Annotated in this window: 22 protein-coding genes; 12 read left to right on the top strand and 10 right to left on the bottom strand. The window is 40.9% G+C overall.

Going from position 1 to position 22,314, the window contains the following annotated elements; genetic code table 11:
* The first annotated feature begins 71 nt into the window (after nucleotides 1–71).
* Complete coding sequence (locus H6G18_RS07185) at nucleotides 72–335, top strand: hypothetical protein (RefSeq protein WP_190406403.1); 264 nt, start codon at nucleotides 72–74, stop codon at nucleotides 333–335.
* 110 nt (nucleotides 336–445) lie between these two features.
* Here the strand turns inward: H6G18_RS07185 and H6G18_RS07180 are convergent, their stop codons facing one another.
* The 5 genes from H6G18_RS07180 to H6G18_RS07160 all read right to left on the bottom strand — a co-directional run bounded on the left by H6G18_RS07180 (nucleotide 446) and on the right by H6G18_RS07160 (nucleotide 5,432).
* Nucleotides 446–628 carry a hypothetical protein gene (locus tag H6G18_RS07180; protein ID WP_190406434.1) on the bottom strand — a complete coding sequence of 61 codons (183 nt, stop codon included), beginning with the start codon at nucleotides 626–628 and terminating at the stop codon, nucleotides 446–448.
* A gap of 297 nt (nucleotides 629–925) precedes the next feature.
* Nucleotides 926–1,339, bottom strand: coding sequence for a hypothetical protein (locus H6G18_RS07175; RefSeq protein ID WP_190406402.1), 414 nt, complete (start codon nucleotides 1,337–1,339; stop codon nucleotides 926–928).
* Between the two features lie 419 nt (nucleotides 1,340–1,758).
* Entirely contained in the window at nucleotides 1,759–1,947 is a 189-nt protein-coding gene (gene rpsU / locus H6G18_RS07170) for a 30S ribosomal protein S21 (RefSeq protein WP_190406401.1), read from the bottom strand.
* Nucleotides 1,948–2,065: 118 nt separating this feature from the next.
* Nucleotides 2,066–2,365, bottom strand: a complete 300-nt coding sequence (locus H6G18_RS07165; protein WP_190406400.1) for an RNA recognition motif domain-containing protein — start codon at nucleotides 2,363–2,365, stop codon at nucleotides 2,066–2,068.
* A gap of 700 nt (nucleotides 2,366–3,065) precedes the next feature.
* Nucleotides 3,066–5,432, bottom strand: a complete 2,367-nt coding sequence (locus tag H6G18_RS07160) for an ATP-dependent helicase (protein WP_190406399.1) — start codon at nucleotides 5,430–5,432, stop codon at nucleotides 3,066–3,068.
* Nucleotides 5,433–5,497: 65 nt separating this feature from the next.
* On the opposite strand from H6G18_RS07160, the gene H6G18_RS07155 reads away from it, so the two are divergent.
* Nucleotides 5,498–6,037 carry a hypothetical protein gene (locus H6G18_RS07155; protein ID WP_190406398.1) on the top strand — a complete coding sequence of 180 codons (540 nt, stop codon included), beginning with the start codon at nucleotides 5,498–5,500 and terminating at the stop codon, nucleotides 6,035–6,037.
* A 77-nt stretch (nucleotides 6,038–6,114) separates the two neighbouring features.
* Here the strand turns inward: H6G18_RS07155 and H6G18_RS07150 are convergent, their stop codons facing one another.
* Nucleotides 6,115–7,200: a RuBisCO accumulation factor 1 gene (locus H6G18_RS07150; protein ID WP_190406397.1), complete on the bottom strand. Its 1,086-nt coding sequence runs from the start codon at nucleotides 7,198–7,200 to the stop codon at nucleotides 6,115–6,117.
* Between the two features lie 363 nt (nucleotides 7,201–7,563).
* Here H6G18_RS07150 and H6G18_RS07145 point away from each other — a divergent pair, with 363 nt between their 5' ends.
* From H6G18_RS07145 to H6G18_RS07130, 4 genes are all read left to right on the top strand, one after another.
* Nucleotides 7,564–8,511 carry a response regulator gene (locus tag H6G18_RS07145; RefSeq protein ID WP_190406396.1) on the top strand — a complete coding sequence of 316 codons (948 nt, stop codon included), beginning with the start codon at nucleotides 7,564–7,566 and terminating at the stop codon, nucleotides 8,509–8,511.
* 147 nt (nucleotides 8,512–8,658) lie between these two features.
* Entirely contained in the window at nucleotides 8,659–9,348 is a 690-nt protein-coding gene (gene ubiE, locus H6G18_RS07140; protein ID WP_190406395.1) for a bifunctional demethylmenaquinone methyltransferase/2-methoxy-6-polyprenyl-1,4-benzoquinol methylase UbiE, read from the top strand.
* Nucleotides 9,349–9,459: 111 nt separating this feature from the next.
* Nucleotides 9,460–10,695: a DUF445 domain-containing protein gene (locus H6G18_RS07135; protein WP_190406394.1), complete on the top strand. Its 1,236-nt coding sequence runs from the start codon at nucleotides 9,460–9,462 to the stop codon at nucleotides 10,693–10,695.
* A 180-nt stretch (nucleotides 10,696–10,875) separates the two neighbouring features.
* On the top strand, nucleotides 10,876–11,772 hold the full coding sequence (locus H6G18_RS07130; RefSeq protein ID WP_190406393.1) for a bile acid:sodium symporter family protein: 897 nt from the start codon (nucleotides 10,876–10,878) through the stop codon (nucleotides 11,770–11,772).
* A gap of 13 nt (nucleotides 11,773–11,785) precedes the next feature.
* Here the strand turns inward: H6G18_RS07130 and pgeF are convergent, their stop codons facing one another.
* Nucleotides 11,786–12,565 (bottom strand): peptidoglycan editing factor PgeF, encoded by a 780-nt coding sequence (gene pgeF, locus H6G18_RS07125; protein WP_190406392.1) that lies wholly within the window; start codon nucleotides 12,563–12,565, stop codon nucleotides 11,786–11,788.
* Between the two features lie 72 nt (nucleotides 12,566–12,637).
* Here pgeF and H6G18_RS07120 point away from each other — a divergent pair, with 72 nt between their 5' ends.
* Nucleotides 12,638–13,462, top strand: a complete 825-nt coding sequence (locus H6G18_RS07120) for a biotin--[acetyl-CoA-carboxylase] ligase (protein WP_190406391.1) — start codon at nucleotides 12,638–12,640, stop codon at nucleotides 13,460–13,462.
* A gap of 83 nt (nucleotides 13,463–13,545) precedes the next feature.
* Nucleotides 13,546–15,228 (top strand): M23 family metallopeptidase, encoded by a 1,683-nt coding sequence (locus tag H6G18_RS07115; protein WP_190406390.1) that lies wholly within the window; start codon nucleotides 13,546–13,548, stop codon nucleotides 15,226–15,228.
* A 48-nt stretch (nucleotides 15,229–15,276) separates the two neighbouring features.
* Here H6G18_RS07115 and H6G18_RS07110 read toward each other — a convergent pair whose 3' ends face one another.
* On the bottom strand, nucleotides 15,277–15,939 hold the full coding sequence (locus H6G18_RS07110) for a riboflavin synthase (RefSeq protein ID WP_190406389.1): 663 nt from the start codon (nucleotides 15,937–15,939) through the stop codon (nucleotides 15,277–15,279).
* A gap of 337 nt (nucleotides 15,940–16,276) precedes the next feature.
* Between H6G18_RS07110 and H6G18_RS07105 the strand changes: the two genes are divergently transcribed.
* Together H6G18_RS07105 and H6G18_RS07100 are read left to right on the top strand one after the other, a co-directional pair.
* Nucleotides 16,277–16,774, top strand: coding sequence for a bifunctional nuclease family protein (locus H6G18_RS07105; RefSeq protein WP_011318239.1), 498 nt, complete (start codon nucleotides 16,277–16,279; stop codon nucleotides 16,772–16,774).
* 165 nt (nucleotides 16,775–16,939) lie between these two features.
* A complete protein-coding gene (locus H6G18_RS07100) occupies nucleotides 16,940–18,070 on the top strand; it encodes an aldo/keto reductase (protein ID WP_190406388.1) in 1,131 nt (376 codons plus the stop codon).
* A gap of 189 nt (nucleotides 18,071–18,259) precedes the next feature.
* On the opposite strand, the gene H6G18_RS07095 is transcribed toward H6G18_RS07100, so the two are convergent.
* Together H6G18_RS07095 and H6G18_RS07090 are read right to left on the bottom strand one after the other, a co-directional pair.
* Nucleotides 18,260–19,342: a class I fructose-bisphosphate aldolase gene (locus H6G18_RS07095; protein WP_190406387.1), complete on the bottom strand. Its 1,083-nt coding sequence runs from the start codon at nucleotides 19,340–19,342 to the stop codon at nucleotides 18,260–18,262.
* 66 nt (nucleotides 19,343–19,408) lie between these two features.
* Nucleotides 19,409–20,737: a hypothetical protein gene (locus H6G18_RS07090; protein WP_190406386.1), complete on the bottom strand. Its 1,329-nt coding sequence runs from the start codon at nucleotides 20,735–20,737 to the stop codon at nucleotides 19,409–19,411.
* 155 nt (nucleotides 20,738–20,892) lie between these two features.
* On the opposite strand from H6G18_RS07090, the gene H6G18_RS07085 reads away from it, so the two are divergent.
* Together H6G18_RS07085 and H6G18_RS07080 are read left to right on the top strand one after the other, a co-directional pair.
* A complete protein-coding gene (locus tag H6G18_RS07085; protein WP_190406385.1) occupies nucleotides 20,893–21,477 on the top strand; it encodes a Uma2 family endonuclease in 585 nt (194 codons plus the stop codon).
* 100 nt (nucleotides 21,478–21,577) lie between these two features.
* Entirely contained in the window at nucleotides 21,578–22,255 is a 678-nt protein-coding gene (locus H6G18_RS07080; RefSeq protein WP_190406384.1) for a Mo-dependent nitrogenase C-terminal domain-containing protein, read from the top strand.
* The last annotated feature ends 59 nt before the right edge of the window (nucleotides 22,256–22,314 follow it).

Raw genomic sequence — 22,314 nt, 5'->3', positions numbered from 1 at the left:
AATATTTACATTTAAGTCTTGCTTGATTTTGATTGTTAAAATGTGGTTAAGGCAACTTGAGAAATAAAATCATGGTTACGAAAGAATTTGAAAATACATTAGCTGCCATAGAGTTAAATGTAGCTAGAAAATTAAACTGGGATTATCAGCAATTGAAAGACTGTTTCAGCTTTACAGTAAATAAAGGAGCTATTGAGATAATGTCCCCAAAAAATATGCTCAAAGAATTTGAATTACAAAATTTAAAGGACGCTTTGTTAGATTATGGTTTTCAGTATAAAAAAACCGTAAATGATTGTATTTTTGTTTTTGAGCAAGGTGTTGAAAGAAGATAGAGCAAAATCAATGCAGTGACCGTTGAGAAGCAATCTCTGGTGTGTTAAATCCTGATTTTGCTAGTAATAGTGTTAGGGTCTAACTTTTTCCACAATTGGTCATCAACAACCTACTCATCTTCGTCTCCTGGTGGTCTTTCGCTCTTGCTTTGTTGTGCGTTCCACTCCAAAACAATGCGCTCCAACATCTCAGCCTCAGTACACTCATTAACAGTAGCGTACATCTTGATCAACTGTTTTACTTGAAGACTAAGGTGACTTATTTCTAGTTCGTAATTTTCTGTCATATTCATTAGCTGTTGCTATGTATTGCCTATACTGCACTAGTACATCATGTCTGTTGCAATAAGGAAAAAAAAGTTCAAATTTAGATAATTTTTACTCCATCAGTCTCAACAATTAATACTTGAATTAATTATCAAATTCCCAATAAGTGATGAGTGTAAAGGCATGAATAGTCAAAGCCTTGTCGTGAGGGCTTCAGTCCTCACGAAGAAATAATATCCATCGTATTTACATTATTCAATATACTTTGATTCATCTTTACTTATTGACTTAGCGATCGCTAGGACAATTTGGCAAAATATTTCTTACTGCAAATTATCTGTATTTAACTCTTTAATAACATCTATTGAACGATTTACATCGCTACTTAATACTTCTTTAGTAAAATATTTTAAAGTTGAAGCTAAAGCCAGTTGAGAGGCTATTTGATAAGTAATTTCTTTGGAAATTCCTTCTTGTTGATTTAATAACTCAACAAAGCTGTCAAAATCACGCATGACACAATATCTATGTAATGCAGATTTTTTATCTATCAGATTGAACTTTTCGTCAATCTTATCTTTAGCTTCTTGTTCTGCTTCATAAATTGAGTCAACAAATCCTGTATCATGGCATAATTCCCCAGAAATCTTATAATAATAAGCTTTTCCGCTTAATGCTTCCTCTTCAATGCTGATTGAATGAAACTTGTAATCCATTTTGTACTTATTAGATTCCATAAACAGAAAACATCATATAATTAATTAAGCAACATCTTGGCTTTGTCAGTTTTTTTGGTTCAGAGATTCTCTGTATTATTGTTTACAATTGGCTTAGGAATCACTAATTAACAAATTCCTTGAGCAAAAGGATTGTAAAAAAGCAACGCTAAAATTTGTAAACCACAAGGTCTATGATCATCATTCTAATTCGATGTTTCACATACTCAATCTAGCAAATTTTTGAGATTTCCAGAGATATTTACAATAAATAGTTTTTGTACGAAAAGTAGCTTGAATATCTAAGAATCAAGAGTTTATTTTTCTGTAAAAGAGTGGTAAACACCCCCACAATTGTAGTGCGGGTGATTGATTTAAATCTACTCCCATTTTTTGTGGAAATACTGATAAGACTAAAAAGATCGTACAAATGCTGAGATTTAATTGCGGAAACTTCTCTTACGCTGTCTGTGCCTAGCAACTTCTTTACGTTTACGTTTTTGCTCTGGGGTTTCAAAATAACGACATTTTTTCATATCTGGAAAAATGCCTGCGTGAGAAACTTTTCGCTTAAAACGACGCAAAGCAGACTCGATTCCTTCATTATCGTCTAATATTATTTGAGTCATTCTATGTCCTTACTTAATTAGTATTGCTTAGTGTTAAGCCATCCAGTAAAGTCGAGAAAAATGACGGACTCTTCTTTTGCTCTTAAGACGTTAGAGGATCAATTTTTGAGCGCAAAGTTTAGTAGCGGTTACGTCCACCGTAATTGCTCTGGTTCCCACCAAAGGAACCTCTGTCTTCTCTGGGTTTAGCTTTATTCACTTTCAGGTTACGTCCCATCCACTCAGCACCGTCAAGAGCTTCAATGGCAGATGCTTCTTCAGCGTCTGAACCCATTTCTACAAAAGCAAAGCCACGCACACGACCTGTTTCACGGTCTGTGGGGAGCGTAACTTGTTTGACAGAACCATATTCTGCAAACACACTATTTAAAGTGTCTTGTGTAACATCATAAGAAAGGTTGCCTACATAAAGTGACATAGATTGTCTCCGAAATTGAAACTGTGTAGAGATTTAGGTTTCGGAAACAAGCCTGTCAATACCAAAAGGTAAAAGCCTGTTAATAGTAAAAACAAAAGTTGCGACCGAATTTTATCCTTACCTTCACCTTAACACAACGTTGCAACAACTCTACATAATCTCTCTCTAAAGCATGAGTCGTAGATGCAATGAAGATACAAATATTCCATTTTTATATATAAAGCACCTGGAAAAAGACAAAATTAATCATTATTGACAGACAAGGAGAAAATAAGTGGTAAGTCGAAACATTTACTACTACAAAATTCTTTAGGAAATTGCTAATTGAGAAAATGATTTTTTCTCACCTATATTGCACAGAAAAACTCTTAGCATAGACACATAACACTAAGGTGGAAACCAAACGGAAAAACCCAAATTTAACTTTGATCAAATATCTTAATTTATTCCCCAAATATAAAACATATTATTTTATTTTTCCATACTTTATAAAATATGATGTCTCTAATTAATAGGATTATTGCAAAAATCGATGAGTCTGGTTTTTCTAACTTATTTCGTTATAAATTGCACAGTCTCACGACCAATTTTCGTAACGATACTCCGCACTTTGATCTCGTCTACCAATAACTTCATTGTCCAACGAGTCCTGCCATCTGGCAGTAGTGAACATCTGGGATTGCTATCTAAACTTGAATACCTACAGAGAAACCACACATTCAGAAAACTGGCGCTTTAAGGCAGAAAAAACTGGGCAGGGGGCTTGTTCTTGTAAATTATCGGGTTTACTCCAAGTAAATGGGGCTTTTTGTGCCGCAGACATCCACAATAGTTGTTTTGCTCGTGTCATCGCCACGTAGAGTAAACGATATTCTTCAGCAGTTTTGAGGTGTTTTGCCTGTTCCCAAGCTGTTGTTACTTCTGGTATCCCAGTTTCACCGTGGAGGGCAGCACGGATTTGGGCGCGAGCCACTTCTGATAAGGTAAAGTCACCCAAAAACTGACTTTGGGGCGGAACCCAAAACCGACCAGGAATTAAGTTTTCATGCAAAAAAGGAATGAAAACATAGTTCCAATCCAGTCCTTTGGCTTTGTGCATAGTGATAATTGTCAATTGACCATTGCGGGTGTAACGGGCTTCTGCGTCATCTGTTTCCACTGGTTCAAAACGTTCGGAATTGACGATTTCACTTAAGGTGGAAAGCATAGCCCCCATTGAGTTATTACCAGCTATTTGCTTGTTTACTCGTTCCGCAAGTTTATCAGCCGTTGCTAGTTCTGCTTGGTCGTAATTTAAAGTTAAGGCGAGGAAGGAAATAATCTGATACAAAGGTAATTCCAAACGAGCGCGGAGTAGACTACGACATAGGTGAGAAGCTTTTTGTACTGATTCTGGCTGGGGTGCAGCGAGTGGGCCAGGATACAAAAATTCTTCTGGTAGACTAGCTAAGGCGTTGAGGTCTTGTGTAGGAATTAATTGACGCTGTACTAATACTTCTAAAGCCGCTTTGAGGTAGTCGGGAGAATGAGGGCGATCGCAAAATTGTAACAATCCCAAAATTTCCTGAGGGACATGAGAACGGCGATCGCGCTCTCCCACATCAAATAACGTAATATCATGCTCTTTACATATAGATGCCAGCATTTCCCCCAACCAACGTCCTTGGCGATTTTCCCGCACCAAAATCGCTGCACTCTTTGTCATATCTTCGGTGAATAACTCAACTACCCTTTGAGAAAGCAATTCTACAGTGTGATGGATATCACGAGGTGTATGCAGTTCCAATCCCTTTCCTACGGATGCTGGATTGACATCGGCTTGGTGGACAGGAAGAATTTTTTGCAGACTAAAGGGAGTGGAGAGAGGAGAATGGGGAGACTTTTTATTTTTATTGTAAGAATCATTTACCCATTCCAGTGCAAAGTTAGCAGCTGCAATAATCATGGCAGTACTACGACCAGCTTGATCCATTGTTGCTAGTTTGTGAGAGCGATCGCACTCTTTGCAAAATTCCCGAAAATAAATCGGATCTGCCGGGGTAAAAGTCGAGTTAATTGCTTGATTAGGATCGCCGACACGAACTAGGTTGATGGGAGAATGGGTAAATTCTCTCTCCCCGGCCCCCTGCCCCCTGCTCCCTGCCTCCCAACCACTCGCCAAAATCTCTAACAGTTGCGTTTGTAAGGGACTAGAATCTTGGGCTTCGTCTTCAAAGACAGCAAAGACTTGGTTTTGCTCAATCCGTCGGGCGCTGTCGTTTTCGAGGACACGCAAGGCGGCTAGAATCATGTCATCGTAATCGATGAAGTCACGCGATCGCATGAGGTTTTGATACTGTTCGTATAATCCCGCAGCTATAGTTAAAATCTCATAAGCGTCTGTGGTTTGTTGACTCCATTCCCGTAGTTGCGTTGGGGATATACCAGAACTTTTGGCTTCATGAATGACAATAGTTGCTAAATCTGGTAAAACTTCTGTTCGCAATACTGACTGACGACGCAACCTTTCTGTCTCTTCACCGTCAAATTGCTGTCCTTCCAATAACTGCAAATAAAGCCGGGGATGATTATTCACCCATTGTTCAACTGCTGTACGAATAAAGCGATGGCTTTGATTAGGTGTGATCAGGGTGACATTTTCTAACTCTAACCCTGATAAATTTGGATGACGACTGGCAATATTCAAAGCCAAACCATGCAGAGTATAGACAGCAAAACCAGTTTGAGGTAGAGATAATTGCTTGAGGTAGTTACGAATTTTTAATTTAATATTCGCCGCCGCAGAACGAGTAAAAGTCACGACCACTAACTGACGACGGGAAGACGTGCGTGACTCAGCCGCCATCTGATACTGACGAGCAATAGCGATCGCCGCCGCCGCCGCCATCCCTGTAGATTTACCCGCACCCGGTACAGCAGACACCGCCAAAGGCCCTGATTCCCAGTCAGCCATTTGTTGTTGTCCTGGGCGTAGAGTACTGCGAATTAGGGCAATTTTTTCTTGTAAAAGAGTAACAAATGACGGTTCAGACACTGACACAGTAGCAGTAACATTAGTCTCTGACATAATAAATAAGAGTATAATAAAAGTCTTAAAATATTGCTATTAGCCTTAATAAGAGTAATTTACTTATGAGAGAATTCCTTATACAAATTGAGTCTGCATTGAATTTAAATTTTTACTATTTGGCACTTATGTCAACATTAGTAGTACCCGATATTGCAGGAGCAATAACATATTCAAGTAAAGGTTCATCACATGAGCAACATTATTGTAAATGGTTTAACGAATATGTACACGATAAGACAATAACATCACAAGAATGCTATCTCTTTAGACACAAAATACTCCATCAAGGAACTTCAGTTATTCCTGGAACCCGCTCTTTTAAAGAAATAGCGTTTATTTATACAAATTTTTTGCCTAAGAATAAAAAAATATATATCCATAATGTAGCCAATGAAATGAACAGAAATAAAATTCTATATATTGATATAGATATATTCTGTAATTCAGTTATTAAAGGAGCTTATGAATGGTTGAATGAATTTGAAAATACTGAACAATTTAGGAAAAACTATTCTAAATTCATTAAATTTCATCCTGAAGGTTTGTATCCCTATGCGGGATTACCAGTCATAGCATCTGCATCTTCAGATGAAGATACATAGAATTATAGATTCCATTAAATTATGAGTTTTGCGTGGGAGCGAACATCTATAAGCCCCCACCAATAACCTCAGTGTAGTTATTCGTCAATTTGCCAAGAGTCTTTAGTTACTTCCTCATCCAAAATCCTCCGAGGACGAACTAGAATAATCACTTTTCCTAATATGGGAAATTCTGGTTCAGTTTCAAACCACTGAAAATCTAATTCGCCGCCATTGTCTACCACAAAATAACTAAAGTCATTCCATTCGCGTTGAGAACGATCTACAACCACTAACACAGGCCCAGGCTCAGTTTGATTCTGTTTAGGAAAGCGATCGCTAGTTGCTAAAATCGTTACTGGGTCTTCTGCTGCTAACAATACTTGCCAACCGGGTAAGGCTACCCAAGCTTGTTCACCAGCAAATTTCACTAGGCGGAATGGTTCAATTTCTGTCACCAGGGGAACAGCTTTTAGTTCTTGTGCTGTTAAAGGTAACTCACCGACTACAGGAACAATGCGGGGTAACTCATCTTCCGTATCGAAGCGGAAAAAGGGAGGTATGGGAGCCGGACGCTTGGAAACGACTGAAAAATCTACTAGTAACTGTTCAATTTGTTTCCTAGCGGTTTCGCTGTGAGCAAAACGTAACCCTTTGGCAATGAGACGCGATCGCTCTTGCAAATCTGAGTATTGCCGTGCTAACTTCCAAGCTTGATAGGCGACTGCATCCCCAGGATGGTTAGAGAATCCTTCTGGTAAGGTGCGGAAGCGAGAAAAGTCTTTAATTGCTTTGGCTACTTCTCGCGCCTCATCCACATCCACTTTATGAGTAAAAGTCAACTCACCCGCCGCCGCCCGTTCTTCATGGGTGAGTAAACGTAGTTCATATAAAACATCACTCCCGCGTGTAGCATAGTGCGCCAGTGTGGCTGCTGATGCTCCCGCTTTTTCTAAGGAATTATAAACTTGAGAGCCAACAATTACCTGATTTTGTTGCACTGGTTCAAATCCAGTCGCTTCAAAAATATCTTGAGGATTGTAACCTGATTTTTGTAGAGAAGCGATCGCCTGGCCCCATTCCACCCAATTACCTTGTTTTTGTCTTAATTTTCGCAGTAGTTCTTGTGCCAATTCATTAGCGGTATTCTCAGGATTGGGAGCGTTGGGTGGTAGTTCAGTCATATTGCAATTTAAAATTCAAAATACAAAATTCAAAATGTTTTTGTAGAGTCTCTGAGAGAGGAAATGCCAGCAGCGCTGGGATTATAGCTTTTAAATAAGACACAATTTAAACGCTCATCAGCCGAATATATAGTTTAGGCTCTGGTTGACGCGACTAACTTTATACTGCATCAGCAAATCTTATTCTAATCTTTAACAGCCAACTATCTCTACACCCTACTGCCAAATAAATTTTTCAGTTATGAATGTTACTCATCAAAGTAGGGAAAACTATATCAGCAAATTCCCGCAAGGCTTGGCAGGAATAATCTACTAAGCTTGTATGGAATATAACAATATACAAATATTTACAGGTAGAATCTTATGGCTGATGCTGTTACTGACATTCAAACTGGTCGTCGTCAATCGGCAACTTTGGAACGAGCAAAAAAACTGAAAATCTTGGTGGTTGACGATGAGCCAGATAATCTAGATTTGCTTTATCGCACTTTTCGCCGAGATTTTCATGTCTTAAAGGCTGATAGTGGAGTAAATGCCTTAGAAGTCTTGTCAGTAGAGGGAGAAGTAGCCGTAATTATTTCCGATCAGCGAATGCCAGAAATGAAGGGAACTGAGTTTTTGAGTAAAACTGTACCTCAGTTTCCCGATACGGTAAGAATAATTCTGACTGGTTTTACTGATATTGAAGACTTGGTGGAAGCAATTAACGCTGGGCAAGTCTACAAATATATTACTAAGCCTTGGGACCCTGGCGAACTGAAAGCCGTTGTGCAGAGAGCAGCCGAAACCTATGATTTGCTCAAGCAACGGACAGAAGAATTGCGCCGCGCCAACGCCCAAATGTCACTGTTAACGGTTTTAGTACAGGTGACACAAGCATCAAAGAGTTTAGAGGAAACCTTGACACCTATTGCCACTGCATTTGCTGAAAGCTTTGCCGCCGATACCTGTATTTTACAGATGCTTGAAGGAAACACACTCAGCGCAACACAAGGGTTTTATAGCAGTGAAGGAACTGTCAACAACTGGCTAAATCAAGACACCATGACAAATGAGGCGATCGCCACTGGTCAAATTCAAGTGACAATTAATGTTGCCAAAGATGCCAAACTATCTAATGTCAGCCACTATCAAGATAACGGTATCCAAGCCCATGTACTCATCCCAATTACCTACCGCAATGATATGTTGGGTGTGTTGTCCCTCCAGTGGAAACAACCAGTCTCTTTACGAGAAGATGAATTAACACTGATTCATTTATCTGCCCAACTAGTAGCGATCGCTCTAACTAGCAGTCTTTGTAGTCAATAGTCAACAGTCAATAGTCAAGACTGTTGACTGTTAACCAGACGTTAATTAGAGGGTAAAACATAATTGTTCCATTGCGTTTAGACAACGCTAATTTGGCTATCCCTAATTATGGCTGACTATTGACTAATGACCATTGACCATTGACCAATGACAAACGAAATTCGTACCATTTTTAACCGTATCGCCCCCGTTTATGACCAATTGAATGATTGGTTAAGTCTAGGACAACACCGCATCTGGAAAGAGATGGCTATTAAATGGACTGCGGCTAAACCAGGCGATACTTGCCTAGATTTATGTTGCGGGAGTGGCGATTTAGCCTTACGTCTAGCACGGCGTGTAGGCTTAACAGGCAAGGTATACGGTGTGGATTTCTCACCCAATCTGCTAGAAAATGCCAAACAACGCTCCCAAACACAATATCCCCAACCAAGCATCTCGTGGGTAGAAGCCAATGTGCTTGATTTACCTTTTGAAAACAATCAATTTGATGCTGCGACGATGGGCTACGGCTTAAGAAATGTTACAGACATTCCCCGCAGCCTCCAAGAATTGCATCGTGTTCTCAAACCAGGAGCCAAAGCAGCAATTTTAGATTTCCATCGCCCCAATAATCAGCAATTTCGCACATTTCAGCAGTGGTATTTAGACAATATAGTTGTACCACTTGCCGATCGCCTGGGTGTTAAGGAAGAATATGCTTACATCAGCCCCAGTTTAGACCGCTTCCCCATCGGAAAAGAGCAAGTAGAGATAGCCCGTCAAGTTGGTTTTGCTTCAGCCACACACTACCCCATTGCGAACGGTATGATGGGAGTATTAATAGTTAGTAAATAGGTAATTGGCGATTGGTAATTGGTAATTGGTAATCGGTGATTGGTAAGCTAGACGAACTATTCCCATTCCCTATTCTCCAGCCCCCAGTCCCCATTCCTAATCCAAAAAACAGTGGATTGGTCTCATCTTTGGCTGTATGTATCTCCCCCAATACTGGGTGCAATTATTGGCTATTTCACGAATGATATAGCCATCAAAATGCTGTTTCGTCCCTACCGAGCAATCTATATTGGCGGACGAAGAGTGCCATTCACGCCCGGATTGATTCCTCGCAACCAGGAACGTTTGGCAAAGAATATTTCCAATACAATCATGGGGTCACTATTGACACCCGATGAATTGCAAAAGTTGGCGCGGCGTTTATTAGAAACCGAACGGGTACAAAGCGCAATTCTCTGGTTGTTGCAACTTGCTATAGATCAAATTAAAACCGATACAAACAAGAAAAGCGCCAAAATTGTAGCTGGAATCCTGCGTGATTTGTTGGGTGAATCATTGCCACGACTACTGAAAGTGTTGGCAAGACGAGAAGACTTTTTAGAAGCACAAATCAACCAAATTTTTGACCAGATACTACTGGAATTACAACTAAGCGAAGAACAATCTACCAGACTAGCCGATTGGTTTTTAGAAGTAGTTTTACCGCCAGATGTTTTACGGCAAACAATTATAGATTTTTTAACTGACCGCACAATTCAAATCATTGATGAAAGCTTTCGGGAAAAAACTAGTGGTACTTATTGGGTAGTAGCAAATCTGTTTGGTTTACGGAATACCCTCACACGGTTACGGACTTTTTGTTTAGATGAAAAAGAGGCTACTAATAATCGCTTAAAGGAATTAATTCTAGATTTACAGATGCGCGATCGCTTCAAGAAAATCTTGCAAAATTTAACATTGCAAAATTTACCAATCGGCACAGTTAGACAACTACGAAAAACCACACGAGAAACCGTCCGTCAATATGTGCAAACTAGTGGAAGTGATTTACTACAAGGATTAACAGACTCTATAAACTGGGAAAATATCGCCGAATTGCTTTTAAATCGTCTGAGCAATTCACCTGTGGTCATGAGTTCTTTAGAGGTCGTCAGTCAAGAATTAGCTCTAATTTTAGAACGATATTTAGAAAAGGATTTAGAGGTAATTGTTGCACAAGTAATTCCGATTCTATCAATAGACCAAGTAATAGTTGACCGTGTAAAATCAACTTCTCCTGCGGATTTAGAGGCGGCAATTGAGGGAATTGTCAAAAATGAATTACAGGCAATTGTAACTTTAGGTGGTATTTTAGGGTTTTTTGTCGGCTTAATGCAAACAGGATTTTTTATTTTTAACCAACAGTAAATATTCAGAAGAGATTAGAGGCTAGAAGTTAGGAACTAGGAAAAGGTGGGGATGAGGGAGATAATTATGAATTCCTACCCCATGCTCTAGATTCCCTTTTCCAGCTATCTGGATTCAAAACTAATGTAAACTGCTGATGTATCTCTCATATTGCAGTTCTTAGAGTTTTAATTCAGATTTATGCAGGCAAATTTGTTTACTAATGTGATTTTACCTCTAGCCCTAGCGATTATCATGCTGGGGATGGGGCTATCTTTACAGTTAGAAGACTTTAAACGTGTCACTAAATATCCTAAAGCAGTCTCTATTGGCTCGGCAACCCAGCTAATTATTTTACCGATTATTGGTTTTTTAGTTGCTAAAATTGTGCCAATGCAGCCAGAAATTGCGGTGGGATTAATTATATTGTCCCTATGTCCAGGTGGCCCTTCATCGAATATGATTACATACCTGGCTAATGGTGATGTGGCACTGTCTGTGACGCTCACAGTGTTGAGTAGCATTATTACAATATTTACAATTCCCCTATTTGCTAATCTCGCACTCCAGCATTTTTTGGGACAAACAGCCGCGATCGCTCTACCGATTGGTTCCACAATGCTACAAATATTTTTAATTACAATTGTGCCGATTGGTTTGGGAATGTATATAAAACGCATCTTTCCCGAAACAGCTTTACGTTTAGAAAAAGTTGCTAATCGGTTGGCGATCGCTTTTTTGGCTTTAATTATTTTGCTCATCTTGATTCGGGAATGGAACCGTCTCCCCGAATTTATTGTGCAAGTTGGCGTGGGAGTAGTAATTTTGAACATCCTCGCCATGCTTACAGGATTGTTAATCACCAAGTTATTTAAACTCAATATCCCTCAGCAAATTTGTGTTGCCATTGAAGTTGGGATTCAAAATGGTACCCTAGCGATCGCCATTACTGCTGGACTAATCAAAAACGAAGATATGGCAATTCCTGCGGCGATTTATAGCTTATTCATGTACATCACAGGTTTCGCCGCCATTTACTATGGTAGAAAATTATCCGCCACTAATTGTGTTAGCAATAATTTAGCAGGTAAAGTTTAAATCAGTCTGTTGACTATTGACTAACAATCCCTGACCACTGCACTTTCTTCTGCTGCTCACGGCGGTAAGAAAAGAAATGCTCAGGGGTTTGGTATGTACAATAGGGTGCGATCGCTATTTGCTCTACACTAATACCTAAATTTTCCAACTGCAAAACATTAACTCTTCTGACATCAACCCTTACCCTTCCTGGTTCTGGGTCTGCTAATAAGGGTGAATGGGGTAGTTCGTGTAATGAGTTGATGATTTTATGAGTATCATTATGCGGTATGATACTAACCCCGATTTCGGCAGCTACTTCTACAGAGACTTGGTAAACCTCACCGGCGATCGCTGGCCCCATTGCAACACGTAAATCTTCCAACTGGCTACCGTGGGATTGCATCCGGGCGATCGCTTGGGGAACAATCTTCTTAGCTGTACCCCGCCAACCTGCATGGAGTGCCGCTACTTGTCCAGTTTTCACATCCCCAATCAACACGGGTGTACAATCGGCGCTGGCTACCCACACAGCTTGTAGAGGTTGCTGACTCACCAAACCATCGGCCGAGGCTAAAGCAGAATCATCCGTATCGGCATCAATTTGACTGTCAACTTCTTGCGGCGTGAGAACAGTATTGCCATGAACCTGTTTCAAGCGATATGCTGATGCTTCTGGGTGCAGCACCTTTGTTAATTCGTGGGGCGATCGCGGCCAAAATTGCTGGGTAAAAAAGCCGTGCTGCCAATCTTCTAAGAGACTACAACTCAGGTAAGGTAGTCCTTCCCAATTGTGCCAGTGCCAAGTGTGCATCTTGAACCAAACCTAAACAGAAAATCACTCATCAGCCAATTAATGCTAACTTGAACAACGGGATTTCGGTTAATGGCTGAGGAATTTAATCAACAAAAATTAGAATCTGCTCTCCAAGCAGGGCGGAAGTATGCGTATTTACCATTTTCTCTGCATATTTTTTCTAGTGTCGCCTCAACTAACCGCACCCTGTGGGAGTTAATCGACCAAGGCGCAGGTATCGGCTCCGTAGTCATTGCCACACAGCAGACAGCCGGACGAGGACAATGGGGTCGTCAATGGGTTTCTCCAACTGGGGGATTATATGTGTCTGTAGCAATTACCCCCAAACTCGCAGCGAATGCCAGCTATCAGCTAACCTTGGCTAGTGCATGGGGTATTGCTGCTCAATTACGCGCATCTGGTGTCAATGTGGGAATTAAATGGCCGAATGATTTAGTTTTAGATGGTCGTAAATTAGGTGGGATTTTAACAGAAACAAAAGTAAATCAAGGATATATTTCGCAAGCGGTGGTTGGCGTTGGCATTAACTGGAGTAATCCAGTACCGGAGACGGGAATTAACTTAAAATCCTGGCAATCTCACCAAGAAAATCAACCAATCTCTTGTCTGGAAACCCTAACTAGTAAGGTTTTACTAGGAATAGAGTCCGGTATGACTTGCCTTTTCCAAGAAGGAATAAGCATACTCTTGTCTCGATATTCAGAATTGTTAGTTAATATGGGCGATCGCGTACACGTCAATGATGTTTCAGGCATTGTGGTTGGAGTTACGCCCCAGGGAGATTTGCGCGTGTCTTTAGAAACAGATTGCGTAACTGACATCAAAACACCAGAACTTTATTTAGAACCCGGTACAATTAGTTTGGGTTATCGTAGGTCTTTAGGTACATATTAGGTTTGTTTAAAATACCGCTCTTTGGGCTAGACAAACCACTGTCATCATCTGTTTAGCAAAATTAAACATAAACGAGACAACAAATGACGCAGCGCCATAAATCTGCCCATAACCGTTTGCACCAACCACAGCAACAAAGTCTGACGACCAGACGTTTAGCTTATACTTTACCAGCACAAGGCTTGTGTTTGTTGAGTAGCGTTAGCCTCCTTAGTGGCGGCTTGGTGGTTGCTCAAACGGAAGCATCAATAGATAACATCGTTCCTACTATTGAAAATGCCCAGCCAACAGCAGGCAAAGTTACTGTCAAAAGAGATATTGTTATACCGGAAGCATCACCAACTCAGCCAAAATTTTCTCAAAGACAAGCCACACTTAAACAAAGACTACGTAAACCAGAAGTTGTCCAATCAAAACAGCCGACTCAGTCTAAACCTAAAACTGAGTCTACAGAACCTGTTTTTAGCGTTAGACAGCCAAAATCACAGGTAGAAACTTCCCGTGTTACGCCGGCGAAGAATCCAGAAGTTAAACCCAAAGTTGCGGAAACTCCACGAGTAACTCCTACTGAAGTTAAACCCAAAGTTGCGGAAACTCCACGAGTAACCCCTACTGAAGTCAAACCCAAAATTGCGGAAACTCCACGAGTAACCCCTACCAAAGACCCAGAAGTAGCAACTCCTGCACCTTCCCTCACAGATAAACTACCAGCTTTTGCCAAACCCACAAACAACTCCAATAGTGGCCTAGCGGCAGAAAAAACCAGGGATTTTAACAACGCCTATATTGACCCAACTAATTACGGTGATAAAACTGCTGGTACCTATCAAGCACCAAATTCTGTAATTATTACAGAACGCTCTAGTGGTTGTCGCACGGTTTTATCTTCAGGACAAGGGATTGGCAACGCCTGCGCCAAACCCTCAGATAATCAGCGTGTAGCTAATTCTAGTGGCAAATCATCCCCCGCTTGGCTCAAAAGAAGTCAAACTGCTCAGTTAGCTACTGTACCTCCAGCGCGACGGCTACAGGCTGCTGCTAATAACAACACCAGATGGCGCGCTCCCGAAGCTGGTGCTGGTAGCGCCACTAAAAGCGCATATCGCCCTAATAGATTTATTCCTAACCCCAACGATTTTGTTGGCACTACAAGAGTCAGTGCAACACCCATTGCCCCTAGTGGTGGTACACTACCCCCACCAATGGCACAAGGTAACATTGCACCTCGTGTCAGCACCGTAGCTTACGACATCCCCTTGGCATCGGTATTGCCACAAATTCCTTACGCCAATACCATCGCCTATCGTGGTACAGGCATGGTTTATCCTCTAGCTGTAGCTTCTCCCATCACTTCTTTGTTTGGCTGGCGCATTCACCCCATCACAGGCGATCGCCGCTTCCATGCTGGTACTGATTTAGGTGCGCCTACAGGTACACCCGTTTTGGCAGCCGCCAGAGGTCAAGTAACAACTTCTAATTGGCTCGGTGGTTATGGTTTAACCGTGATTCTCAATCACGGTTCTGCTCAACAAACCCTCTACGGGCATTTGTCAGAATTGTTAGTCCAACCAGGACAATGGGTAGAACCGGGAACTGTGATTGGACGAGTCGGTAACACCGGCAACTCCACAGGCCCTCACCTACACTTTGAAGTCCGTCACCTGACACAAAACGGATGGGTTGCAGTTGACCCTGGTGTACAGTTACAAATTGCCCTCAGCCAATTACTGAACAACTCACGGACAGCGCGAGCTATTAGGGATTAGGGATGGTTGCTAGATCCGCGACTTCTTCAAGAAGTCGCGGATCTGAACCTAAGATAAATACCCGTGTTCTAAGAGAAAAGCAGGCGTAATATCTGTATCTGTGGTGTGACGTTGACCGGGTTGCAGAAATTTTTCCACGTACTTGCCTAAGATATCCCCTTCCAAATTTACCAAGCTGCCAGGGACGAGATATCGGAGATTAGTCTCTGCGTAAGTAAGGGGGATAACTGCCACGGTGAATTGAGATAATTCGGGATCGTAGGCAGCTACAGTTAAACTAATGCCATTGACAGTAATGCTACCCTTGGGGACAATGTAACGTGCGATCGCCTCTGGTGCAGTAAAGGTCATTTCCCAAGAACTGGCTGTCTGTTCCAAGCTTACTAATTGACCCACGCCATCTACATGACCCATGACAAAGTGACCGCCGACTTTACCACCAACTCTTAACGAAGTTTCTAGGTTGACGTATCCTTGTTGTGCTTCCTCAGTTCCTAGAGTGGTGCGGCGAAGAGTTTCCGGGGAAGCTGAGGCGATAAACCCATCTTTTAAAATTTCTTCCACTGTTAGGCAAACACCATCAACAGCAACACTGTCACCGTAAGCCAGATCCTGCATAATTGATAATGACTGACTCACACAAGTAATTTGCCAAGAATCGCCCCCTAAAGGCTTGATTGTTCCTAAGGCTTGTACTAATCCTGTAAACACGGCTTTTTTGTAAAACTAACTCTATTTATTACTTAATTTTGCCGAAAATCCACTGGTAATTCTTACAAGAATGGCAAAAATTCTGAGTATATTTTCTGACTTTATCTATTATAAGGTTATTAACACAATTACATCTTTCACAAGGCATACTTGGTTAATAAGGTTATTGTTTATAAAGACCCATTTGAATTACTCTGGTGTTCACCACCAGTTCGGAGTTTAATAGAGGCAATTATAGAAAACAGTGCCTATGTTTATTCCTGCTTTTACTTACCCAAAAAAGTGTATTTTTTATCACTTAGCCTTAATAACTCAAAGGATGATAGAGGCTTAGTCAATGATTGAAATGAAAGTCGCTGGCATAGCATTAGATGCCATAACCCGCAGCCCAATCGTCTTGTTGAAAGACGCTTCCGATCGCCGAGCGTTACCAATTTATATTGGTCAGGAACAGGCCAGGGCAATTATGGGAGCGTTGGAGAATCAAAAGCCTCCCCGTCCCTTAACTCACGATCTGATGGTAAATATTCTGGAGGCGTGGAACATGACTCTAGAAAAGGTGATTATTCATTCCTTGCAAAAAGATACATTTTATGCGGCATTGATAGTACAGCAAGGCGAAGTCAAAAAAGAAATTGACGCGCGTCCTAGTGATGCGATCGCAGTTGCTCTCCGTACAAATACTCCCATTTGGGTCATGGAAGAAGTAATTGCTGATGCTTCTATTCCTGTAGACCGTGACGCTGATGAAGCCGAACAAGAAGCCTTTCGGGAATTTATTTCCAATCTTCGTCCTGAGGATTTAATTAAGCGCTTTGGTAATGGTGACAGTTAGAAAAGTATCGAGTAATCAGTTGTTGAGTTTTGAGGAAAAAAGAAGCAAAAATTAGCAAGAAAAGGCAATTTTTTGCACTACTTCTTTTTTACGCTTCACTCTTTTAGAGAGATAATTTATCGTATTTTTACTCAGGACTCAGCACCTACTACTCAAGCTTTAGTTATGCAATACCGACGCTTTGGAAAAACGAATCTAAATCTCTCAATTTTTTCTTTAGGGACAATGCGCTACTTGGCTAATAGCGAAAATGTGCAGCAGACTATTGTCAAGGCCTTAGAACTAGGGATTAATCACATAGAAACAGCCAGAGGTTACGGTAAAAGTGAGGAGTATTTTGGCGAAGCAATCAAAGTTGGGTTGTCTGTACCTCGTTCCCAACTTTACATAACCACTAAAATCCCACCGTCATCTGATGCTGACAGTATGCGTCGGTACATCGATGAATCCCTAGAACGGTTGAACTTAGATTATCTGGATTGTCTAGGAATTCACGGCTTAAATACTTGGGAGCATCTGGAGTGGGTGCAAGCCAAAGGTGGCTGCATGAAAGCCGTTGAGGAGGCTATTAACGACGGTCGAGTTAGACACGTCGGCTTTTCTACTCACGGGGTATTAGAGGTGATTCAAGCAGCCATCAACACAGATTTTTTTGAATTTGTCAATCTGCATTATTACTATTTCTTTCAAAGAAACGCCCCAGCAATTGCATTAGCTGCTGAGAAAGACATGGGTATCTTTATCATCTCCCCAGCCGATAAGGGAGGAAAACTGTATACGCCACCCCAAACCCTCAAAGATTTGTGTCAGCCGTTTTCGCCTTTAGAATTAAATTATAGATTTTTGTTAAGTGATCAACGGATTACTACCTTGAGTGTAGGGCCAGCCACTCCAGAAGAATTAGTAGAACCCTTACAATTTGCTAATAGTGACTGTGAGTTAACGCCAGCAGAAATTTCCACTTTCGAGCGTTTAAAAAAGCATCAAAAAACAGTTTTAGGAACTGAACAGTGTAGCCAATGCTATGCTTGTTTACCATGTCCAGAAAGCATCAATATTCCTGAAGTTTTTAGGTTACGTAACTTGGCAGTAGCATACAATATGACAGATTACGGACAATACCGCTATGGAATGTTTGAAAATGCCGGTCACTGGTTCCCTGGAATGAAAGCTAACCGTTGTAGAGAATGCGGTGATTGTTTACCTCGATGTCCAGAAAATTTAGATATTCCTACCTTATTAGAAGATGCTCACAATCGATTAAATGGCAAATCGGGAAGAAGATTGTGGGGATAATCAAATCCAATTCCTATAGTTTCCACTAAGTGAAGAAAAGGAAATAAGGCTAAAACTTTGTGCTGAGTTAATATGCTATGTTCCTCGGTTCGGAGAAGTAGAACTTAATGGCGACAATAGTCTAGAGTGGTGTACTTCATCCACCAGAAAAACGCTATTTTCACTCAAAACTCAGCACTCAGCAAGAACTTAAGCTATGGTCACATCTGGTGACAAATAAACATCCTGAATGGCATGAAACAGCTTCACCCCTTCCTCAAAAGGACGCTGAAAAGCCTTTCTTCCAGAAATTAATCCTGTACCTCCAGCCCGTTTATTAATAACTGCGGTACGGACTGCTTCTGCAAAGTCATTTTTGCCAGATGCACCTCCAGAATTAATTAAACCCGCACGTCCGCAGTAACAATTGAGGACTTGGTAACGAGTCAAATCGATGGGGTGATCGGTTGTTAACTCGGTGTAAACTTTTTCATGAGTTTTGCCATAACTCTGACCAGTTGCTTTGACTACTGCACCATAACCATGATTATTTTCAGGTAATTTTTGTTTAATGATGTCGGCTTCAATTGTCACACCCAAATGATTTGCTTGTCCGGTGAGGTCAGCCGCAACATGATAATCTTTGTCTTGTTTAAAAGCGTTGTTCCGCAAATAACACCAAAGAATTGTCACCATCCCTAGTTCATGGGCGCGTTTAAAAGCGTAACTGATTTCTTGAATTTGTCTGGTGGACTGTTCCGAACCAAAATAAATTGTCGCGCCGACAGCCACAGCACCCAAATTCCAAGCTTGTTCTACATCACCAAACAACACTTGGTCAAATTGATTGGGAAAGGTTAACAATTCATTATGGTTGAGTTTGGCAATGAAAGGAATTTTGTGGGCATATTTACGTGAGACACTCCCCAATACTCCTAAAGTTGTAGCTACAGCATTACAACCACCGGCTATTGCTAAACGGATGATATTTTCTGGATCGAAGTAGATAGGATTAGGAGCAAAAGATGCTCCGGCTGAATGTTCAATACCTTGGTCTACTGGCAGAATTGAAAGATAGCCAGTATATGCCAAACGGCCTGTAGAATAGAGTTGTTGGAGATTTCGCAAGACTTGAGGATGGCGATCGCTATTTAACCAAATTCGATCAACGAAATCAGGCCCCGGTAAATGTAGTAAATCTTGAGAGACTTTCGCTTTGTAGGTAAGCAAGTCTTCGGCTTCATTTCCTAGCAATGACTCGATAGAATTAGATTCTAAGAGTGTTGTAGTCATAAAGGGTTCCTCAAATCTGAGAAAATGATTTTGCTCTTAAGATAGCATCTTGCTCAAAATAAATGTCTATTTAAAACCTTTACTTACTTTTTTTTGTCCCTTGCCTTTTGGTTTAGATTTATGGACTTCGGCAACTGCATCTTGAAATAATTCATGCAGATGTATGGGTACACTAGCAATATCAGGTAAGTTTGGCTCCAGAGGTTTATGGAATTCTTGTAAAAGTGTGTTTAAATCACTGCTGAGTTCAAATTCTGGACGTTCCAGCACACTTTGCAACACTTTTTCTAATGAATTTGGATAATGTTCAGCTAAACGATACCAAATAAAAGCATTAATACTTTTATCTTCCAGATAATAGCGAATTAATTTCTCAGCCCCATCCACACTTTGCCAATCTTCTGCTGATAGCAAAGTTTGCATCTTACTATATGTTGGTAAAAACATTTGTCCCCAACGAGGATGAGAAATAGCTGTTAGTTGCTCGGCTTTTTTCAATTCCGCAGGTAAATCAACTTTTGGTGTCACCATTTTGCTGTTACCGCTTTTATTATTAAATATCTGCGAAACTAATTTGGCATCTGCACCAGTTTCTTCGACTGCGGCTTGAATTTCTGCTTCTTCAACTCCGGCTTCTGCTGCTAATTCATTCAGAGATTTTGTCTGATCAATGCCTAATGCTGCTAAACGTTTTTCGGTAATTAATTCTTGAAATTCAGCGATTTTTTTATTTAGTTGATATCCAGGTAAGGTAATTTCATCACTGTCAAAGAAGTTAACAAAATCCTGGTGATATTGATATACCGAATCCCAAGCTGCTTCTAGTAAATCAGGTGCATCACTGTAAAGATGATTCTTATGGTTCTCCTTGAAATTACCAATAGCTACAGCCAGTTTTGGTTTACCTAATTTACCCATCATTGTATATGGTCCAGAAAATGTCCAATAATTATCAGTAATAGGGGAAATACGAGTTAGTAAGATTTCTCCTAGTTTTAACCGAGAAATTGCTTGTAATGTTTGAGAATTATTCGGTTTGACAAGATAAGATTTATTGGTTAACCAGTTTAGTAACTCTAAGCCATCTGGTAAAATTTGAGTAATAGTAAATAAACCGATAAAAGTACGGTGCCAACTTTTGAGAAGATGGCGATCGCTGTCTGATAAATCTGGATGACTGGTAATAAATAAATCTATTGGCGACTCATCACCAACTTTTCCTTCTGTCAGAAAAGTGTCAATGGTTAAATCTTGCTGTGTAGTATCCCCACTACCACGACGTAATTGTTCTGCTGCATAGGTTTCTAGGGCTTGGGCTAGTGTTCCTTCTGCATCTAGAACAAAATCTACTAAGGCTTGCTTGAGTTGGTGCGATCGCTCTAATATTTCATCCACAGGTCTATTTCTACGGTGTCAACAGTTGTAGATTAAGACTTATAAGGGAATTACGGCATCTGGCAATGGCTAGATTTGTGACAATGTATATTTAGCCAGTTGACTAATTAAGTGCATTTATACTAAACACAAAGCATAACAAAAGGTGGTAACAAATGGTTGCAGCTTCTAACTCTAGCTATATTTCCCCCGAAGACTATCTCAAAGGCGAAGAAACCAGCCCCATTAAGCACGAATATCGCCAGGGAGAGGTTTACGCAATGGCAGGGGCGAGTAATACTCATGTAGTTATTTCTCTGAATACGGCTTCTATGCTGAGAAATCATTTGCGGGGAAGCGGATGTCAAGCTTACATCTCAGACACCAAAGCCCATATCGAATCACTAGACATCTACTACTACCCCGATATTATCGTTAGTTGCGACCAGCGAGATCGAGCATTTGATAACTTTCTGCGTCATCCTTGCTTAATTATCGAAGTGTTATCTCCCAGCACCGAAGCCTTTGACAGAGGCGAGAAATTTGCTGACTACAGAGAAATGAAATCATTGCAAGAATATGTCTTAGTGAGTCAAAATCGCCAGAGTGTAGAGTGTTTTCGCCGTAACCCAGAGGGACAATGGGTACTTTATCCCTACGGACAAGGAGATGAGATACACCTAGCTAGTATAGATTTTCGGTGTGCGATCGCTAGTGTATATGAAGATGTAAATTTTGAAGTACCCCAAACAGCTAATTAAAGGAAATCGCAAAACAAAGCTTAAGACTTGGGAAGTTAGCGCGGTAACGGTTTAGCCTCAGGAAAGCTAACTTACTATTAAATCGGTGAAGCGTAAGTTTATGACAAGTGTCGTTCATTCTCCCTACAGTAGCGAACAAATTGCCGCTTGGTTACGTGGATTGCTGACAATAGCTTGGGCTGACGGTAACTTTGATGAGCAAGAAAAAGCATCAATCGCCAGTATTACAGAAAATGAATTAGCCCCTAGTATAGAGTGGGATTCCCTAGAAGTAATCACACCAGAAGAATTAGCTGTGGTGTTAGGTAAGAATACACCAATAGCAGAAAACTTTTTACGTACAGCTGTCATGGTAGCGATCGCTGATGGTACATATTCCCCCAGCGAAGATCAAGTCCTACACCAATTATGTCAAGCACTAGGACAACCAGAAGACATCCTAGAAGCCTTACGCCAAACCTTAATAGACCAAGAACCAGCAGATATTCCTCCTGGGCTAATTGCACCCCAAGCCCCCCCACTAGAAGTACTTGACCCCCTCCGCGACTGGCTAGATGGGTTAGACATTGAAGACCCCAGAGTTGCCCGTTTTTTGTGTAAAATGATTCCCTCTCAGTGTCCCTTTGAACGGGATGTCACCCTATTTGGACGCAAAATTGTACATATTCCCCCATTATGTAAAATCAACCCACTATATGAACAACTTGTGGGTTTACGTTTCCGCGCCCTCTCATATTTAGCAGACGAATGTAAAGAGGATATTTCACCATATATATAGAGTAGTGAGTGCTGAGTCAAGAGTTAAAAGTAGAGAATAAGGAATGAAGAGTTGATTAA

This window comes from Anabaena subtropica FACHB-260, assembly GCF_014697105.1.
Taxonomy (GTDB): Bacteria; Cyanobacteriota; Cyanobacteriia; order Cyanobacteriales; family Nostocaceae; genus Trichormus; species Trichormus subtropicus.
Note: the sequence above shows the minus strand (reverse complement) of the source record. Positions and strands in the feature narration are given on the sequence as shown.

Coding starts and splice junctions, on each gene's coding strand:
- H6G18_RS07080 (WP_190406384.1), top strand. CDS start 21,578: ATGACAAGTGTCGTTCATTCTCCCTACAGTAGCGAACAAATTGCCGCT.
- H6G18_RS07160 (WP_190406399.1), bottom strand. CDS start 5,432: ATGTCAGAGACTAATGTTACTGCTACTGTGTCAGTGTCTGAACCGTCA.
- H6G18_RS07085 (WP_190406385.1), top strand. CDS start 20,893: ATGGTTGCAGCTTCTAACTCTAGCTATATTTCCCCCGAAGACTATCTC.
- H6G18_RS07185 (WP_190406403.1), top strand. CDS start 72: ATGGTTACGAAAGAATTTGAAAATACATTAGCTGCCATAGAGTTAAAT.
- H6G18_RS07105 (WP_011318239.1), top strand. CDS start 16,277: ATGATTGAAATGAAAGTCGCTGGCATAGCATTAGATGCCATAACCCGC.
- H6G18_RS07145 (WP_190406396.1), top strand. CDS start 7,564: ATGGCTGATGCTGTTACTGACATTCAAACTGGTCGTCGTCAATCGGCA.
- H6G18_RS07155 (WP_190406398.1), top strand. CDS start 5,498: ATGAGAGAATTCCTTATACAAATTGAGTCTGCATTGAATTTAAATTTT.
- H6G18_RS07100 (WP_190406388.1), top strand. CDS start 16,940: ATGCAATACCGACGCTTTGGAAAAACGAATCTAAATCTCTCAATTTTT.
- rpsU (WP_190406401.1), bottom strand. CDS start 1,947: ATGACTCAAATAATATTAGACGATAATGAAGGAATCGAGTCTGCTTTG.
- H6G18_RS07130 (WP_190406393.1), top strand. CDS start 10,876: ATGCAGGCAAATTTGTTTACTAATGTGATTTTACCTCTAGCCCTAGCG.
- H6G18_RS07180 (WP_190406434.1), bottom strand. CDS start 628: ATGAATATGACAGAAAATTACGAACTAGAAATAAGTCACCTTAGTCTT.
- H6G18_RS07165 (WP_190406400.1), bottom strand. CDS start 2,365: ATGTCACTTTATGTAGGCAACCTTTCTTATGATGTTACACAAGACACT.
- H6G18_RS07175 (WP_190406402.1), bottom strand. CDS start 1,339: ATGGAATCTAATAAGTACAAAATGGATTACAAGTTTCATTCAATCAGC.
- ubiE (WP_190406395.1), top strand. CDS start 8,659: ATGACAAACGAAATTCGTACCATTTTTAACCGTATCGCCCCCGTTTAT.
- H6G18_RS07095 (WP_190406387.1), bottom strand. CDS start 19,342: ATGACTACAACACTCTTAGAATCTAATTCTATCGAGTCATTGCTAGGA.
- pgeF (WP_190406392.1), bottom strand. CDS start 12,565: ATGCACACTTGGCACTGGCACAATTGGGAAGGACTACCTTACCTGAGT.
- H6G18_RS07150 (WP_190406397.1), bottom strand. CDS start 7,200: ATGACTGAACTACCACCCAACGCTCCCAATCCTGAGAATACCGCTAAT.
- H6G18_RS07115 (WP_190406390.1), top strand. CDS start 13,546: ATGACGCAGCGCCATAAATCTGCCCATAACCGTTTGCACCAACCACAG.
- H6G18_RS07120 (WP_190406391.1), top strand. CDS start 12,638: ATGGCTGAGGAATTTAATCAACAAAAATTAGAATCTGCTCTCCAAGCA.